Source organism: Amycolatopsis sp. NPDC049159 (genome assembly GCF_040648295.1).
Taxonomy (GTDB): Bacteria; Actinomycetota; Actinomycetes; order Mycobacteriales; family Pseudonocardiaceae; genus Amycolatopsis; species Amycolatopsis pretoriensis_A.
On the sequence record NZ_JBEZDL010000001.1, the window covers coordinates 580,237 to 595,912 of the forward strand.

General features: G+C 71.1%; 15 protein-coding genes. 7 read left to right on the forward strand and 8 right to left on the reverse strand.

Annotated features, from left to right (window positions below; genetic code table 11):
* Positions 1-54: 54 nt before the first annotated feature.
* The 3 genes from AB0B33_RS02780 to AB0B33_RS02790 form a co-directional block, all read right to left on the reverse strand.
* The gene (locus AB0B33_RS02780) at positions 55-2,646 is read right to left on the reverse strand and encodes an exo 1,3/1,4-beta-D-glucan glucohydrolase (RefSeq protein WP_360765973.1); all 2,592 of its coding nucleotides are present in this window, start codon (positions 2,644-2,646) and stop codon (positions 55-57) included.
* A gap of 283 nt (positions 2,647-2,929) precedes the next feature.
* Positions 2,930-3,322 (reverse strand): DUF2199 domain-containing protein, encoded by a 393-nt coding sequence (locus AB0B33_RS02785; protein ID WP_360766219.1) that lies wholly within the window; start codon positions 3,320-3,322, stop codon positions 2,930-2,932.
* Positions 3,323-3,328: 6 nt separating this feature from the next.
* Positions 3,329-3,805, reverse strand: coding sequence for an Lrp/AsnC family transcriptional regulator (locus tag AB0B33_RS02790; RefSeq protein WP_315863311.1), 477 nt, complete (start codon positions 3,803-3,805; stop codon positions 3,329-3,331).
* A 125-nt stretch (positions 3,806-3,930) separates the two neighbouring features.
* Between AB0B33_RS02790 and pdhA the strand changes: the two genes are divergently transcribed.
* The 7 genes from pdhA (at position 3,931) to AB0B33_RS02825 (ending at position 10,253) form a co-directional block, all read left to right on the forward strand.
* Positions 3,931-5,007, forward strand: coding sequence for a pyruvate dehydrogenase (acetyl-transferring) E1 component subunit alpha (gene pdhA / locus AB0B33_RS02795; protein ID WP_360765976.1), 1,077 nt, complete (start codon positions 3,931-3,933; stop codon positions 5,005-5,007).
* Positions 5,007-6,002 (forward strand): alpha-ketoacid dehydrogenase subunit beta, encoded by a 996-nt coding sequence (locus AB0B33_RS02800; RefSeq protein ID WP_360765978.1) that lies wholly within the window; start codon positions 5,007-5,009, stop codon positions 6,000-6,002. Before pdhA ends, AB0B33_RS02800 begins: the two co-directional genes overlap by 1 nt.
* The gene (locus AB0B33_RS02805) at positions 5,995-7,170 is read left to right on the forward strand and encodes a dihydrolipoamide acetyltransferase family protein (protein WP_360765981.1); all 1,176 of its coding nucleotides are present in this window, start codon (positions 5,995-5,997) and stop codon (positions 7,168-7,170) included. Before AB0B33_RS02800 ends, AB0B33_RS02805 begins: the two co-directional genes overlap by 8 nt.
* A 53-nt stretch (positions 7,171-7,223) precedes the next feature.
* The gene (locus tag AB0B33_RS02810) at positions 7,224-7,772 is read left to right on the forward strand and encodes a hypothetical protein (RefSeq protein ID WP_360765984.1); all 549 of its coding nucleotides are present in this window, start codon (positions 7,224-7,226) and stop codon (positions 7,770-7,772) included.
* Positions 7,769-8,755 (forward strand): hypothetical protein, encoded by a 987-nt coding sequence (locus AB0B33_RS02815; protein ID WP_360765986.1) that lies wholly within the window; start codon positions 7,769-7,771, stop codon positions 8,753-8,755. The genes AB0B33_RS02810 and AB0B33_RS02815 overlap by 4 nt, the downstream gene beginning before the upstream one ends.
* 71 nt (positions 8,756-8,826) lie before the next feature.
* Positions 8,827-9,363 carry a hypothetical protein gene (locus AB0B33_RS02820; protein ID WP_360765989.1) on the forward strand — a complete coding sequence of 179 codons (537 nt, stop codon included), beginning with the start codon at positions 8,827-8,829 and terminating at the stop codon, positions 9,361-9,363.
* On the forward strand, positions 9,360-10,253 hold the full coding sequence (locus tag AB0B33_RS02825) for a hypothetical protein (protein WP_360765992.1): 894 nt from the start codon (positions 9,360-9,362) through the stop codon (positions 10,251-10,253). The genes AB0B33_RS02820 and AB0B33_RS02825 overlap by 4 nt, the downstream gene beginning before the upstream one ends.
* On the opposite strand, the gene AB0B33_RS02830 is transcribed toward AB0B33_RS02825, so the two are convergent.
* The 5 genes from AB0B33_RS02830 to AB0B33_RS02850 form a co-directional block, all read right to left on the reverse strand.
* Entirely contained in the window at positions 10,240-10,749 is a 510-nt protein-coding gene (locus AB0B33_RS02830) for a putative immunity protein (protein WP_360765995.1), read from the reverse strand. The genes AB0B33_RS02825 and AB0B33_RS02830 overlap by 14 nt on opposite strands.
* Positions 10,750-10,787: 38 nt before the next feature.
* Positions 10,788-11,933 carry an FAD-dependent oxidoreductase gene (locus tag AB0B33_RS02835; protein ID WP_360765998.1) on the reverse strand — a complete coding sequence of 382 codons (1,146 nt, stop codon included), beginning with the start codon at positions 11,931-11,933 and terminating at the stop codon, positions 10,788-10,790.
* Entirely contained in the window at positions 11,930-12,250 is a 321-nt protein-coding gene (locus AB0B33_RS02840; RefSeq protein ID WP_247019531.1) for a bifunctional 3-phenylpropionate/cinnamic acid dioxygenase ferredoxin subunit, read from the reverse strand. The genes AB0B33_RS02835 and AB0B33_RS02840 overlap by 4 nt, the downstream gene beginning before the upstream one ends.
* A gap of 182 nt (positions 12,251-12,432) precedes the next feature.
* On the reverse strand, positions 12,433-14,091 hold the full coding sequence (gene betA, locus AB0B33_RS02845; protein WP_360766001.1) for a choline dehydrogenase: 1,659 nt from the start codon (positions 14,089-14,091) through the stop codon (positions 12,433-12,435).
* Between the two features lie 8 nt (positions 14,092-14,099).
* Entirely contained in the window at positions 14,100-15,659 is a 1,560-nt protein-coding gene (locus AB0B33_RS02850) for an amino acid permease (protein WP_360766004.1), read from the reverse strand.
* Positions 15,660-15,676: the final 17 nt, after the last annotated feature.

Here is a 15,676-nt window from a genome sequence, read left to right on the forward strand (position 1 = left end):
CTGCCTGTTACGAAACCGGGCCGGGAGCTTCGCGCTCCCGGCCCGGTCCGGTACCTAGGTCAAACTCGAACAAGGTCTCGCATCAGGGTCTTTCGCCCCGTTCGGCACCCACCGCACGTTCGCGAACGACGCCTGGAACGCGGCGTCGGTGTACACCAGGAACGGCGTGTTGATGTGCTCGAAGTCCAGCCCGTTGTTGAAGCAGGACACCGGGATCTTCACCGTCGTCTTCGCGCCGCCGGCCAGGTCGGTGAACAGCTTGGTCGCGTTCACCTCGGAGAAGCACGGGTAGACGCAGTGCATGCTGATCACCGTCCGGTTGACCGGCGCCTGCTGCACGATCGTGTCGAACTCCAGCGCCGCGTCGGCGTTGAGGTAGCCGCGCAGGTCGTTCGTGCCCGCCGTGTTCTGCATGTACAGCTGGGCCGCGCCGGTGCCCGTCCAGGTCGCCTTGAGGCCGTCGGCCTGCACGTTGACGTCCGTCGGGACGACGTTGATCTCGCTGTGCGCCGCGGTCGCGTCCGGGCCGATCACCGTGCCGCCCCAGTTCTCCGCCGAGCCGATCTGGCTCGTGTACGGCGGCACGTCGGTGCGGTCGAAGATCGACAGGTCCTCGGTCGCCGTCCCGCCGCCGCCGGTGGAGCCGCACGTCGCCGGGCCCGGGGTCTCGTCCAGCTGGCCGATCGTGGTGCGCTGGCCGCTCTTCAGGCCGTAGCCCAGCTTGAACAGCGGGTCGTAGTCCGGGGACCACGGGTTGAGCGGCGACTGGCACGCGCTCTTCGGCCACGAGTAGCTCAGCGTGCCCTGGTAGCCGGTGCCGTCCTTGCCCTTGACCAGCATGTCGGCGACGCCGCCGCCCTCGGTGCCGGGCAGCCAGGCCGCCACGAACGCGTCGGAGCGGTTGATCTCCTTGTTCATGTACAGCGGGCGCCCGCCGACGTAGACGGTGACGACCGGGGTGCCCTTGCCGCTGACCTTGTCCAGCACGGCCAGGTCCTCGGGGTAGAGCTTCGACGCCTCGAGGGTCTTGCGGGTCAGGTCGCCGACGCCCTCGGCGTACGGCGTCTCACCGATGACCGCGATGACCGCGTCGAACCCCTTCGGGTCCACGCTGCCGGTCGCGTCGAAGGTGACGTTCGCGTCGCCGAGGTCCTGCTTGATCCCGGTCAGGATCGAGGTGGCGTTCGGGAAGTCGGCGTTCGTGTTGCCGGTGCCCTGCCAGCTCAGCGTCCAGCCGCCGGTCTGGTTCTGGATGTTGTCGGCGCTCTTGCCGACCACCAGCACCTTCGAGGACGGCTTCAGCGGCAGCACGTTGCCGTTGTTCTTCAGCAGCGTCTGCGACGCGCGGGCCGCGTCACGGGCCAGCCAGTTGTCCTTCAGCGCCTCGTCGGAGTTCGCGTAGGAGCGGTCGGACGGCTTCTGCGACTCGAAGAGCCCGTCGCGGAGCTTGACGCGCAGGATGCGGGTCACGGCGTCGTCGATGCGCGCCATCGGGATCTGGCCGCTCTGCACCTGGGCGATCGTGTTGGTGATGAACGCCTTCCAGTCGGCGGGCACCATCACGATGTCGATGCCGGCGTTGATCGCCTGCGGGCACGAGGAGTTCGTGCAGCCGGTGACCTGGCCGATGCCGTTCCAGTCGGACACGACCAGGCCGTCGAAGCCCATCTTGCCCTTGAGGATCTGGTTCAGCGCCTTGTCGCTGCCGTGCAGCTTGCCCTCGTTGATGCCGAGGTCGGCGTTGGTCCAGCTGTTGAACGACACCATCACGGTCTGGCTGCCGGCGGCGAGCGCGCCGTAGTAGCCCTGGCCGTGGATGTTGATCATGTCGGCTTCGGAGGAGGGGTTGACGCCCTGGTCCTGGCCCTTGATCGTGCCGCCGTCACCGATGAAGTGCTTCGCGGTGGCGATCACGCCGTTGTAGCCGATGCGCTTGGTGGCGCCGTCCTGGAGGCCGTCGATGGCCTCGAAGCCGTAGGAGCGCGTGATCCGCGGGTCCTCGGAGAAGCCTTCGTAGGTGCGGCCCCAGCGGTCGTCCTGGACGACGGCGAGGGTGGGCGAGAAGGCCCAGTCCTGGCCGGTGGCGCGGATCTGCCGGGCGGTGGCGCCGGCGACGTCGCGGACGAGGCACGGGTCGTGCGCGGCGCCGAGGCCGATGTTGTGCGGGAAGACGGTGGCGCCGTAGACGTTGTTGTTGCCGTGCACGGCGTCGATGCCCCAGATGACGGGGATCTTGGTGCGGCTGGTCTTCGAGGCGTTCCAGTAGGCGTCGGCGAGGTTCAGCCAGTCCTGCTGGGTGGCGTGCTTGTTGCCGCCGGGCCACGCGCCGCCGCCGTTGAGGACGGAGCCGATGGCGTACTGCTTGACCTCGTCGGGGGTGATCGAGGTGATCTCGGGCTGCGTCATCTGCCCGACCTTCTCCTCGAGGGTCATCCCGGAGAGGATCTGGGCGATGCGCGCCTCGTCGTCGGCCTTGCCCTTGAACCGGCTGTCGACCTTGGGCCAGTCCGCGAGGGTGGGGAGGCTCTTCTCGATCTTGGCGCAGCCGTTCTTGTCCTTGGCGGGCTGGCCGATCACGGGCTGGGCGGGTGCGTCTGCTTGGGCCGGCGTCGCTGAGGCGATCCCGCCCAGCAGACTCAGGCTCATCAGCGTGACGAGCGAACTTCGGCGCGCACGGGACCACGCGCGGGATCTTCTGGCCATGGTCTGGTCCATTCTGCGATGAACGGCGGACCGGCCGATCCTCACCGGGCGGGCGACCGACGTCAATAGGTTTCGAGGTAGTTATTTCTCGACATAAAATAAGAGTCGGGCGGCGATGGGATCACATTTAGTCCCTGGGGCGGTGAAGTACAAGGGTGCTGGCGGGCAAGGGTTCTGCCCGTTCGTCGGCGGTGCCGGAGCAGCCCGGCGACGGCTTGCACCCGGATCAGCGTGACGCCGTCCCGTTGCTCGACGGCGAGGGGTGCCCGGTCGGCTCGAGCTCGATCAGCGGCCGCTCGCCGGGCGGGCGGGTGTGCAGGTTGGTCTTGAGGTTCAGGGTGCCGGGCTCGTACCCGGGCAGCTCGGTGGCGAGCCACCCGAAGTACGGCGGCTCGGCCGTGCGCTGCGGGATGTTCCAGTGTTCTTCGGCGTCGAGCACCGGGAGTACCAAGCGGCCGCGGAGGAAGTAGTGCTCACCGCCGATGACGCAGCGTTCGGGTTCGAGGACGTCGGCGGGATCGTCCCGCCGGAAGGCCGGCGCCGGGGTGCTGTAGGCGAAGGGGAGTTCGTCGTGGTGCTCGCCGCAGCTGGTGCAGGTGTAGCCGGTCGTGTCCGGCAGCGCAGGTCAGCTCAGCACCGACCCGGGGAGTTCCTCGAAGATCAGCCAGGTCCGCGTCGAGCGCACCCCCTCCAGTGCCTGCAGCCGCTCCAGCACCACGTCCCGCAGCGTCTGGTTGTCCGGCGTCCGCACCAGCAACAGGATGTCGAAGTCCCCGCCCACCAGCGCCACGTGGTCCACGTACGGGATCTCGTGCAGATCCGTCGCCATCGTCCGCCACGACGTCTGCTCGACCGTCACCATGATGTACGCCGACGTCCCCAGCCCCGCCCGGCGCGGGTCGATCCGGGCGCCGAAGCCCGTGATCACCCCCTCCGCCATCAGTCTTTCCAACCGTGCGTAAGCGTTCGTGCGCGAAATGTGCAGCTTCTCCGCCAGCGCCCGCACCGCCAGCCGGCCGTCGGCCGACAGCTCCGCCAGCATCGCGCGGTCGACGTCGTCCAACGCCGGGGCCGTTCGTCCCGGTAGGCCGCCGTGAGCCAGGCCACCGGTGGACGTTTGGTCGACTGAAGACCTCGATGAAGACTGTTTGTCGCTCATTTCGCCGAACCCTTGAACACAACACCGCCGAGAACCACCATTTCAGCATCATATGTCTGCGAGAGGTGGTGTCCGTGAAGACCTTGTTGCCGTCCGCGACCCCGGTGCGGTTCCTGGCCGAGGACGGGAGCCGCGTCGAGCTGCACGAGGGGTACGCCGAGCCCGCCGAAGACCGGCTGAAAGCGGCCTACCGGCTGATGGTCCTGGGGCGCCGGTTCGACGTCCAGGCCACCGCGCTCACCAAGCAGGGCCGGCTCGCCGTCTACCCCTCCAGCGCCGGCCAGGAAGCCTGCCAGGTCGCCGCCGCGCTCACGCTGAGCGAGCAGGACTGGCTCTTCCCCACCTACCGGGACTCGGTCGCCCTCATCGCGCGCGGCCTCCCGCCCGGCGAAGTCCTGACGCTGCTTCGCGGCGACGCGCATTGCGGCTACGACCCGGCCGAGACGCGCGTAGCGCCGCAGTGCACTCCGCTCGCCACGCAGACCCTGCACGCCGCCGGGCTCGCGCACGCGATGCAGCGCCGCGGCGAGGACGCCGTCGCGCTCGCGCTCATCGGGGACGGCGCCACCAGCGAGGGCGATTTCCACGAGGCGCTCAACTTCGCCGCCGTCTTCAAGGCGCCCGCGGTGTTCTTCGTGCAGAACAACCGCTACGCCATCTCCGTCCCCTTCGAGAAGCAGAGCGCCGCGGAAGCGTTGGCGTACAAGGGCATCGGCTACGGCATGCGCGCGGAGCAGGTCGACGGCAACGACGCCGTCGCGGTCCTCGCCGTCCTCGACGACGCCGTGAAGCACGCCCGCGAAGGCAAGGGCCCGGTGCTCGTCGAGGCGCACACCTACCGCATCGACGCCCACACCAACGCCGACGACGCCACCCGCTACCGCGAAGCCGGCGAAGTCGAGAAGTGGCGTGAAGCGGACCCGCTGCGGCGCCTCGAGACGTACCTCAAGGGCCGGAACGCCCTGAGCGAGAACGAAATCGAGCTCTGCCACGCCGAAGCCGAAGAGTTCGCCCAGACCGTCCGCGACACCCTGAACGCCGAGCCCGAGCTCGACCCGCTGTCGCTGTTCGACCACGTCTACGCCGAACCGACCCGCCAGCTGGCGGCCCAGCGGGCGGCGCTCGAAGCCGAGCTGGAGGCCTGATGACGACCACGATGGCGCAGGCGCTCAACGCCGCCCTGCGGGACGCGCTCAAGGACGACGACCGGGTGCTCGTGTTCGGCGAGGACGTCGGCGCGCTCGGCGGGGTCTTCCGGGTCACCGACGGGATCACCGCCGACTTCGGCGAGAACCGCTGCTTCGACACGCCGCTCGCCGAATCCGGGATCGTCGGGTTCGCCGTCGGGATGGCCATGGGCGGGTTCCGCCCGGTCGTCGAGATGCAGTTCGACGCCTTCGCCTACCCCGCCTTCGAGCAGATCACGTCGCACGTGGCGAAGCTGCGCAACCGCACCCGCGGCGCGCTCTCGCTGCCGATGGTCATCCGGATCCCCTACGCCGGCGGCATCGGCGGCGTCGAGCACCACTGCGACTCCAGCGAGGCCTACTACACGCACACGCCGGGCCTGCGCGTCGTCACGCCGGGCACCGCGCAGGACGCCTACGACCTGCTCCGCGACGCCATCGAGTCGCCGGACCCGGTCGTCTTCCTCGAACCCAAGGCACGCTACTGGTCCGGCGAAGAGGTTTCGTTCGCCCGGAAGAGCCCGCCCATGGACAAGGCCGTCGTGCGCCGCCCCGGCAAGGACGTCACGCTCATCGCGTACGGCCCGATGGTCGCGACCGCGCTGGAAACCGCCGAGGCCGCGAAGGACGAAGGCTGGGACGTCGAGGTCGTCGACCTGCGCTCGCTCTCGCCGTTCGACGACGAGACCGTGACGGCGTCGGTGCGCCGCACCGGCCGCGCCGTGGTCGTGCACGAGGCCGCGGGCTTCGGCGGTTACGGCGCCGAGGTCGTCGCTCGCGTCACGGAGCAGTGCTTCCACCAGCTGCACGCGCCGGTGCTGCGCGTGACCGGGCTCGACATCCCTTACCCCGCGCCGAAGCTCGAGCGGCACATGCTGCCCGACGTCGACCGGATCCTCGACACGATCGCGCGCCTGCAGTGGGCCGACACCCCGGTGGTGGCCGGTGCCTGACTTCCTGCTGCCGGACCTCGGTGAAGGCCTGACCGAGGCGGCCATCCTCACCTGGCACGTCAACGTGGGCGACACGGTGAAGGTCGACCAGATCGTCGTCGAGGTCGAGACGGCGAAGGCCGCGGTCGAGGTGCCGGTGCCGTTCGCCGGCGTGGTGTCCGCGCTGCACGGCACACCGGGGCAGCTGCTGCCGGTCGGCGCGCCGCTGCTGAGCGTCGGCGGGTTCGCCGAGCCCGGCGTCACGACCTCCGCCGGCAGCGGCAACGTCCTCATCGGCTACGGCACCGCGCCGTCGACGCGGCGCAAGCGCGTACGGCGTCCCGAAGCACCCGCCCCGAAGGCCAAGGCGCCCGGCGTGATCTCGCCGTTCGTCCGGAAGCTGGCCGCCGACAACGGGCTCGACCTCGCGAAGGTCACCGCCTCCGGCGTGGACGGCATCATCCGCCGCGCGGACGTCGAGGCGGCGCTGAAGAAGCCCGTCGCGAAGGGGAAGCGGATCCCGCTGACCGGCGTGCGCAAGGCCGTCGCCGACAAGCTGACGACGTCCCGGCGCGAGATCCCCGAGGCCACGGTCTGGGTCGACGTCGACGCGACCGGGCTGGTCGCCGCGCGGGCGGCCCTCAACGCCGGGACGGACCGGCCGGTGAGCCTGCTCGGGCTGATCGCGCGGTTCGCCGTCGCCGGGCTGCGCAAGTACCCGGAGCTGAACTCGCGCGTCGAGGGCGACGAGATCGTCGTGCTGGACGAGATCCACCTCGGGTTCGCCGCGCAGACCGACCGCGGGCTCGTCGTGCCGGTGGTGCGCGACGCCGGGGCGTTGTCCACCCGCGACCTTTCGGCGGCGATCGGCGACCGCGCCCGCACCGCGCGGGACGGCAAGCTGGCCCCCGCGGACCTGACCGGCGGCACGTTCACCGTCAACAACTACGGCGTCTTCGGCGTCGACGGCTCGGCCGCGATCATCAACCACCCCGAGGCCGCGATCCTCGGCATCGGCCGGATCATCGACCGGCCGTGGGTGGTCGACGGCGGGCTGGCGGTGCGGAAGGTCTGCGAGCTGACGCTGGCCTTCGACCACCGCGTCTGCGACGGCGGCACGGCGGGCGGGTTCCTGCGGTTCGTCGCCGACTGCGTGGAGTCACCCGTCACCGCCCTCGGTGATTTGTAGACGCACCGGCGGCGTTGGCCGGTGGTGACGGATCTGGCACTTATGGTGTCCGCGTGACGACTCCAGCCCAGCACGACCGCGACCTGGCGGAAGGCCGGGTGACCCGGCTCAAGCAGGACCTGCGCGACGGGCTGGCGACCCCGCCCGGCGACGTCGAAGCGATGGACGGGCTCGTCGCGAGCGCCCACCGGCTGCTCGACGCCGAGGTCGCGTTCGACGAGGCCGGGCACCGGCTCGCCAACGCCGAACTCGAGGCCCGGCACGCGGCGACGCAGCGCGCGGTCGTGTGGTTCGCCGCCGCGCCGGTGCTGGTGCCGCTGGTCGCCGGGGCGCTCGTGTTGTTCGAGGTGCTCTCGCCGGTGTGGCTGCTCGCGCTGGTCCCGCTGTTCGCCGCGGGCCTGTGGATCGGCTTCGCGCCGGTCCGCCGGGTCGGCGACGTCATCCGCGAACGGACGCGGGCGGCGTGGGCGGGCAGCGTGACGGCCGGGCTGCTGGCGGGCGCGCTGATCCCGTGGCCGCCGTCGGTGGCCTGCACGATCCTGGCGGCGCTGGGGGTCGCGGCCACGGCCGGGCTGCTGTGGCGGGAAAGCCGGATCCCGTGAGCCACGGCTACGCGACCTACGGCGACGACCCCGACTTCGAGCAGGAGTACGCCGAGCCCGTCGACACGACGCGGCGCGACCTCGACGAGCTGTTCGCGGCCGTCGACGGGCTGCGCGCGGCCGTCGAGGAGACCGACGACCGGGTGCGCCAGGACGTCGCCGACCTGACCGAGAAGCTCGACCGCGGCGACACCCACCGCCAGCAGGACCGGATCGACCTGCTCGGCCGCCGGCTGGAACGGCTGCAGCAGCAGGTGCACGCGCTGGAGCGCGCGGTCCGCGTGTCCGACGGCGTCCCGCAGGCCGACCTCGACGACGTCGGCGCGGAGACGCGCGCGCTCGCGGCCGAGGCGGCGCGGTGGGACGACCTGCACAAGGAGCTCGTCACGAAGGAGCAGCGCGCGCGGTACTCCGACGAGATCGCGCGGCTGCCTTCGGTGCGGGCGGCGTTGTCCCGGTGCGACGCCGACCTGCTGGACGTCATCGGCGTCCTGGCGGCCACCGACCGCGGCACCCGTGGCCGCGGCGACGCGGAGTCCCGGCTGCGCGCCCTGACGACCCGGCGCCGCACGCTGCTGGACGAGGAGATCCCGGCGGCGGAGGCCGCGGCGGACCAGGCCCGGCTGGCCCTGCGCGAGGCGGACGCGGTCGACGCGCGGGTGCTGCCGCAGCTGGAGCGCGCCGAACGCGCGTGGCACGACCTGCAGGTCCGCCTGCGCACCCGCATCACCGACGCGCTGGGCTCGAACGCGCTGCTGCCGACGTGGTTCGGCCACGCGCTGGGGGTGGCTCCGCCGACCGGAACTTCCGGCGACACGTGGCTCCGCACGGCGGCTTCGGTGCTGGCGTACCGGGTGACGTTCAAGATCAAGGACCAGGCGCTGCCGCTGGGCCCGCCGGCTTCGGAGGCCGCGGACACGACCGAGCGCCGGTGGACCTGGCGCGCCCGCCTGGAGTCCGATCTGGACGCCCTCGCGCTCTAGCCCCGTTCGTCCGTTCGGCTGGTTCTGCTCCGGTGCGGAACACCGGGGCGGGCACCGGCGACTACAGGGCCATGGAACAGCCCGGGTACCAGACGCGGAACACCGTGCGCGGCGTCGTGCACGGCACGGTCGTCCAAGCCGGCACGGTCGGCGACCTGCACATCGGCGACGTCCACCACCACGCGGAACCCGAGCGGGACTTCCGGGCCGACGGGCTGTGGGCGTTGCGGCGCAAGGACTACGAGGCCGCCGTCGCGGACCTCACCCGGGCGGCGCCGGCGGATCCCGAGCTGGACTTCTTCCTCGCGCTGGCGCTGCTGCGCGGCAACCGGCCGCACCGGGTCAGGTCGAGCCGGGAGCTGGCCGAGGTGCGCGACCGGCTCCGGCGCGTCGCGCACCTCCCGCACGCCCGGCTCCTCCTGCTGCTGACCGACGAGGACCGGGGGCGGTGCTGGGAGCGTGGCGGACCCGTTTCCGGCCTGCTGGCCGAGCTCGTCGCCGCGGCCGATCCCGAAGCCGTCCGCACGATCCTCGACCACGTCACCGCGACGGAGAACCGGGTGTGGCGATTCCTGGCCGAGAGCCGGGGAATGGGGGAGCGGGCATGACGGGCTCCGGCTACGGCGAAGACCGCCGGGAAGTCGTCGACCGCTACTTCGCGCCGGTGCCGGGCGAGCGGGAACGCCAACGCGTCTGGGGGTTCCTGCTCGGCGGGGCCGCCCTGCTCCTGGTCGGCGTCGCCCTCTCGATGACGGGTTCCTGGCCGGCCGGGATCCCGTTCGTCATCGGCGGCGGAGCCGCCGTGGTGCGCGGCTTCCCGCTGTTCGAGGCCTACCGCGACGCCCGCGAGGCCGCCCTGCCCAAGCCGCGGGACGCCATCATCGACAAGATCCGCGACCACGAGCTGGCCAAGGTCCGGCTCCGCGCGCTGGACCGGCTCGACCTGACCGCCGAGGACCTCGAACTCGAGCCCGCGGACTGGGACCCGCTGGCCCAGCCCCTGCGCGAGGAGGCCCCGCGCGAGCCGCTGGTCGTCACCGGTCCGGTCCCGACGTCCGGGGCCGTGGTCGGCCGGGACGGCGTCTGGCGGTTCTCGCAGTACGCCGTCCTGGTCATCTGCCCGACCGACTACCACCTGGGGCTCTACCGGTGCGTGATCGACCTGCGGGTGGCCGGCCTGTTCCAGGAAGAGACCCACGAGTACCACTACGCCGACGTGGTGGCCGTCTCGACGGCGATCCGCGAGGGCACCCGCGTCACCGCGCAGATCGCGGACGCCGACGACGGCGACCACCGGTTCGAGCGGACGCTGCTGCACGAGTTCCAGCTGGTCGTCTCGAGCGGGGACCGGAGTGCGATCGTCGTCGGCATCTCCGACGGCCGCCACCCCGACCACCAGGCCCGGCTGGCGGGGACGGGCATCGACCCCGTCGTCCGCGCGGTCCGGGGCATGCTCCGCGACAAGAAGGCGCCCGTCAGGCAGATCAGCTCCCGGTGACGCGCAGGGCGGTCTCCAGCTGCCGGTGCAGTTCGCCGAGGCGGGTGCGGCCCGGCTTGCCGGGTGGGAAGCGGCGCAGCAGTTCGGGGACCTCCGGCGGGGCCTGGGCGAGGGCCCAGCGGAGCTCCGCCTCCGCGTCGCCGCCCGCCAGCTCGCGGGCCGACGCGGCCTGCTGAGCCGGGCCGACGATGTGCTTCACCTGGTGCGGTGACTCCAGCGGGTGCAGGTACGCCGCTCCGGCCGCGGCCACCGCGGCCCGGGCGGCGGAAGACGCGACCGGATCGGTGGTCTCGCCCGCCGCCGCCAGTGCGGCCCAGGCCGTCGTGCGCAGCAGTTTCGTGCGGGCGGCTCCGGCGGCGAACGCCCGCGCCGCGTCGATCGCCGCGCGGGGGCGGTCGTCGCCGGGGACGCGGGCCTCGTACAGCGGCAGGACCCGCGCGGCGCAGGCCGCGGCCCAGCCCGTCAGCGCGCGGAGTTCGTCGAGGGTCAGCTCCATGTGGCTGAAGCGTATCTTTGAAACGCCGGTTGAGACTTTCAGACGGTCGCCGGGCGCCGGAGGGCTTGGCGGCGCAGGCGGTTGAACAGCTTCGCGTTGTTCAGCGCGAACACCCCGACCGTCGCGCCGTCGCGCTGGAACGTCGCCACGAACGACGAGGACGACGGGTCGCCGTCGACGAACGAGAGCGTGTCGTCCGGGCGCGGCTGCCCGGCCAGCTGCAGCGTCCCCGAGTACTGGTCCGACCAGACGTAGCCGCTCGGCTCGTACGTCCGCGTGGTCCGCCCGGCCAGCAGGTTGGCCACCGCGACCGGGGCCTGCTCCGACGCGTTCGTCCAGTGCTCGTGCCGCCGTCCGACGCCGTCGGCGTGGTAGCGGGCGACGTCGCCGACCGCGACCACGGCCGGCAGCGACGTCGCCAGCCCCGCGTCCGTGTGGACGCCGTTGCCGACCGGCAACCCCGAGCCCGCCAGCCAGTCCGTCGCCGGGGCCATGCCGACGCCGGTGACGACCACGTCGGCCGGGATCAGCGAACCGTCGGCCAGGTGGACGCCCGCCTCGGACATGCCCGCCACCGCGACGCCGCAGCGCAGGTCCGTGCCGTGGTCGCGGTGCAGCCGCGCGCACACCGCCGCCAGTTCCGGGCCCAGCACCGGGGCCAGCGGAGCGGGCAGAGCTTCGACGACGACGACGTCGAGACCGAGGGAGCGGCACGTCGAAGCCACCTCGGCGCCGATGAACCCGGCCCCGACGACGACCACGCGAACCCCGGGCACCAGCGCCGCGCGCAGGGCGACGGCGTCGTCGAGCGTCCGCAAGACGAAAGCGCCCTCGAAGCCCGGCAGCGTGCGAGCCCGGCCACCGGTGGCGATGACGACGCCGTCCGCGTGCACCGAGCCGCCGTCCGACAGCAGGACCCGGCGGTTCGACGGCTCCAGCGCCGTCGCCCGCACGCCGAGCCGGAAGTCCAGGGCCAGGGACGCGAGGTCGCCCGCGTCGAGCAGTTCCAGGGAAGCGGGCGAAGCGGTCCCGGCCAGGAACGCCTTGGACAGCGGCGGCCGGTCGTAGGGCAGGTGCGGCTCCTCACCGATCAGCACGATCCCGCCGTCGTAACCCTGCGCGCGCAGCTCCTGCGCGGCGCGGACCCCGGCGAGCGAGGCACCGACGACGGCGACCCGCTTCACGCGGCGTCCTCGCCGGCCACGCCCTGGACGTAGACGACGCCGTCGTCGACGAGGACGGGGTAGGTGCGCACCGGGACCTTCGCCGGCAGGCAGGTCGGCATGCCCGTGCGCAGGTCGAACATCGCCGCGTGCAGCGGGCATTCGACGAAGCAGCCCTCGAGCCAGCCGTCGGCCAGGGAGGCGTCCTGGTGGGTGCACGTGTCGTCGATGGCGTACAGCTCCCCGGCTTCGGTGTGGAACACCGCGATGGCGGGAGCCCCGGCGATCCGGACGGACTCACCGGGGGGCAGCTCGTCCACCGTGCATGCGCGAATCATGGGTCCTCCGAGACTGTTGCGCATAGGGGAACATCGACTGTGATCCGCAACAAAGTCTGAATCCCCGGCCAGGCGCCGTCAAGGGGGTACGCCCCGGTAGTTTTCGTTACCCGCTAACGGATAACCCGGGCACGTCGAAGGCCCGTACCGAGGATGGCGGTACGGGCGCTGCGACGTCCGGGCTAGTTCTCGCCGTGCCGGTAGAAGGGCAGCTCGACCGGGGCCAGCGGGGTGTTGCCGAGGATCAGGTCGGCGGCCTTCTCGGCGGTCATCATCACCGGCGCGTAGATGTTGCCGTTGGTGATGTAGGGCATGACCGACGCGTCGACCACGCGCAGGCCCTCGGTGCCGTGCACCCGCATCGTCCGCGGGTCGACGACGGACTTCTCGTCCACGCCCATCTTGGCCGTGCACGACGGGTGGAGCGCGGTCTCGGCGTCGCGGGCGACCCAGTCGAGGATCTCCTCGTCGGTCTCCACGGACGGGCCGGGCGAGATTTCGCCGTCGTTGAACGGGTCCAGCGCGGACTGGTTGAGGATCTTCCGCGCCACCCGCACGGCCTCGACCCACTCGCGCCGGTCGGTTTCGGTGGACAGGTAGTTGAACTTGATCGCCGGGTGCTGCCGGGGGTCGGTCGAAGTGATCTTCACCGAACCGCGGGTGTCGGCGTACATCGGGCCGACGTGCACCTGGTAGCCGTGGCCGCCCGTCGGTGCCGAGCCGTCGTAGCGGATCGCCACCGGCAGGAAGTGGAACATCAGGTTCGGGTACTTCACCTCGTCGTTGGACCGGACGAACCCGCCGCCCTCGAAGTGGTTGGTCGCGGCCGGCCCGGAGCGCAGGAACAGCCACTGCGCGCCGATGTAGGGCCGCTTCCACTTCGCCAGCGACGGCTGCATCGACACCGGCTGCTTGCAGGCGTACTGGATGTACACCTCCAGGTGGTCCTGCAGGTTTTCGCCGACCCCAGGCAGGTCCTTCACGACGTCGATGCCGAGCTTCTCCAGGTCCGCCGCGTTGCCGACGCCGGACAGCTGCAGCAGCTGCGGGCTGTTGATCGCGCCGCCGCAGAGGATGATCTCCTTGCCGTACACCTCGCCCTGCGCGTTCCGGCCCTCGGTGTACTCGACGCCGATCGCGCGCGTGCCGTCGAAGAGGATCTGCGACACGAACGCGTGCGTCTTCACCGTGAGGTTGGGCCGGTTCATCACCGGGTGCAGGTACGCGCCGGCCGCCGACAGCCGCCGTCCTTTCCGGACGTTGCGGTCGAACGCGGCGAAACCCTCCTGCCGGTAGCCGTTGACGTCGTCGGTGCGCGGGTAGCCCGCCTGCTCTGCGGCGTCGAAGAAGGCCTGGAACAACGGGTTCGACGCCGGCCCGCGCTCCAGTTCCAGCGGACCGTCGTGGCCGCGCCACTTCCCGTCCGGTGCGTCCGCGAGGCAGTTTTCCATGCGGTTGAAGTAGGGCAGGCAGTGCGCGTAGTCCCAAGTGGACATCCCCGGGTCGCCGCCCCAGCGCTCGTAGTCCATCGGGTTGCCGCGCTGGAAGATCATCCCGTTGATGCTGGACGACCCGCCGAGCACCTTGCCGCGCGCGTGGTAGATGCGGCGGCGGTTCATGTGCGGCTCGGGCTCGCTGCGGTAGCCCCAGTCGTAGAACTTCGACCCGATCGGGAACGTCAGCGCGGCCGGCATGTGGATGAAGACGTCCCACTTGTAGTCCGACCGGCCCGCTTCCAGGACGAGGACCTTGTTCGCCGGGTCGGCCGAGAGCCGGTTCGCCAGCGCGCAGCCCGCCGAGCCACCGCCGACGATGACGAAGTCGTAGGTATCGGAACTCATGCGTCCTCCTAGCCGGGCAGGGTGTCCGGGGCGTTGTCGGGCATGTGCTCGGGGCTCGTGTGCGACGAACCCCAGGTGCGGCGCCGGACGTAGAGCATGATCGCACCGATGACCACGATCAGCCCGGTGACGATCACCGCGCCCCACTGGAAGTACCAGTGGTCGTCGCCGTAGACCTCGGCGCGCGGCCAGATCAAGTTCACCGTCATCCCGGCGCCGTAGAGCACCGCGACCAGGTTCACCAGCGTGCCCCAGCGGCCCAGCTTGAAGTACGGGCCGTGCCCGGGACGCGGCCACTGCCCGCGCAGGCGGCGCAGCAGCATCGGGCCGGTGACCATCAGGTAGGGGATGTAGAACAGGATGATCGCCGTCGAGGTCAGGATGAAGAACGCCCGCTGGTTGCCGAGGTTGATCAGCAGCACGACGACGGTGAGGCCGCCGGTGAGCAGCGCCGGCAGCACCGGCGTCTTCGATCGCGGCGAGACCTTCGCCATCGCCTTGCTGAACGGCAGCCGGCCGTCGCGGGCCATCGCCCACGCCATCCGGATCGCCGCGGTCTGCACGGCGAGGCAGCACACCGTGATCGCGATCGCCGAGCAGATCAGGAAGGCGTTGCCCAGCCCGGTGCCGAGCGTGCTCTTCAGCAGGTACGGCATGCCGGACGTGCTGAGCTCCTCGGCGTTGATGTCGCCCACGGCCATCATGCCGACCAGCATCACCAGGCCGCCGACGATGAACGACGCCGTGATCGCCCGCAGGATCGCGCGCGGCGCGTGCTTGCGTGGCTGGGTGGTCTCTTCGGCGAGCGAGCCCGCCGTGTCGAAGCCGTAGAAGACGTACGCGCTCATCAGCGACGCCACCAGGAACGCCCCGAGGTACCCGAGTGAGTGACCGTCACCCGTGGCGTGCGTCTCGAAGACCACCTGCGGGCCGCGCTTGATGTGGATCGCCAGCGCGATGATCAGCAGGATGACGGCGGACAGCTCCACCGCGACGCCGAAGTTGTTGATCTTCGCCATCAGCTTGACGCCGATGACGTTCACGATCGTGGCGAACACGACCAGCACCAGCGCCAGGATGATGGCGTTCTGCGCGCCGCCCGGTGTCGACGTCAGCCCGGCGTCGGAGTCGCTGCCGACGATCTGGAACGCGGTCGACACCTGCGGCAGGATGATCTGGTAGGCGACCGCGACGGCGCCGGCCGTGACGATCGCGCCGATGATCATGATCCAGCCGGCCAGCCACGACGTCGCGGGCTTCGCGATCTGTTTCGCCCATTGGTACACCGAGCCGGCGAGCGGGAACTGGCCCGCGAGTTCGGCGAAGCAGAGCGCGACGGCGAGCTGGCCGACGAAGACCAGCGGCCAGGTCCAGATGAACGCCGGCCCGCCCGCGCCGAAGCCGAAGAAGAACAGTTGGAAAACGCCGGTCATGATCGAGATGTAGGAGAACCCGGCGGCGAAGCTGGAGAAGGAGCCGAGGGAGCGTTCGAGTTCCTGCCGGTAACCGAACTTTTCGAGGTCGGAGCTGTCGTCGGGGGCGGCGTCCGGCTTTTCCTGTGTGGTCATCGTGGCGTCCTCACGTG

Excerpts from the sequence above, each read along its gene's own strand:
- AB0B33_RS02780 (WP_360765973.1), bottom strand. The coding sequence starts at position 2,646 with ATGAGCCTGAGTCTGCTGGGCGGGATCGCCTCAGCGACGCCGGCCCAA.
- AB0B33_RS02800 (WP_360765978.1), top strand. The coding sequence starts at position 5,007 with ATGACGACCACGATGGCGCAGGCGCTCAACGCCGCCCTGCGGGACGCG.
- AB0B33_RS02820 (WP_360765989.1), top strand. The coding sequence starts at position 8,827 with ATGGAACAGCCCGGGTACCAGACGCGGAACACCGTGCGCGGCGTCGTG.
- AB0B33_RS02825 (WP_360765992.1), top strand. The coding sequence starts at position 9,360 with ATGACGGGCTCCGGCTACGGCGAAGACCGCCGGGAAGTCGTCGACCGC.
- AB0B33_RS02830 (WP_360765995.1), bottom strand. The coding sequence starts at position 10,749 with ATGGAGCTGACCCTCGACGAACTCCGCGCGCTGACGGGCTGGGCCGCG.
- AB0B33_RS02840 (WP_247019531.1), bottom strand. The coding sequence starts at position 12,250 with ATGATTCGCGCATGCACGGTGGACGAGCTGCCCCCCGGTGAGTCCGTC.
- betA (WP_360766001.1), bottom strand. The coding sequence starts at position 14,091 with ATGAGTTCCGATACCTACGACTTCGTCATCGTCGGCGGTGGCTCGGCG.
- AB0B33_RS02850 (WP_360766004.1), bottom strand. The coding sequence starts at position 15,659 with ATGACCACACAGGAAAAGCCGGACGCCGCCCCCGACGACAGCTCCGAC.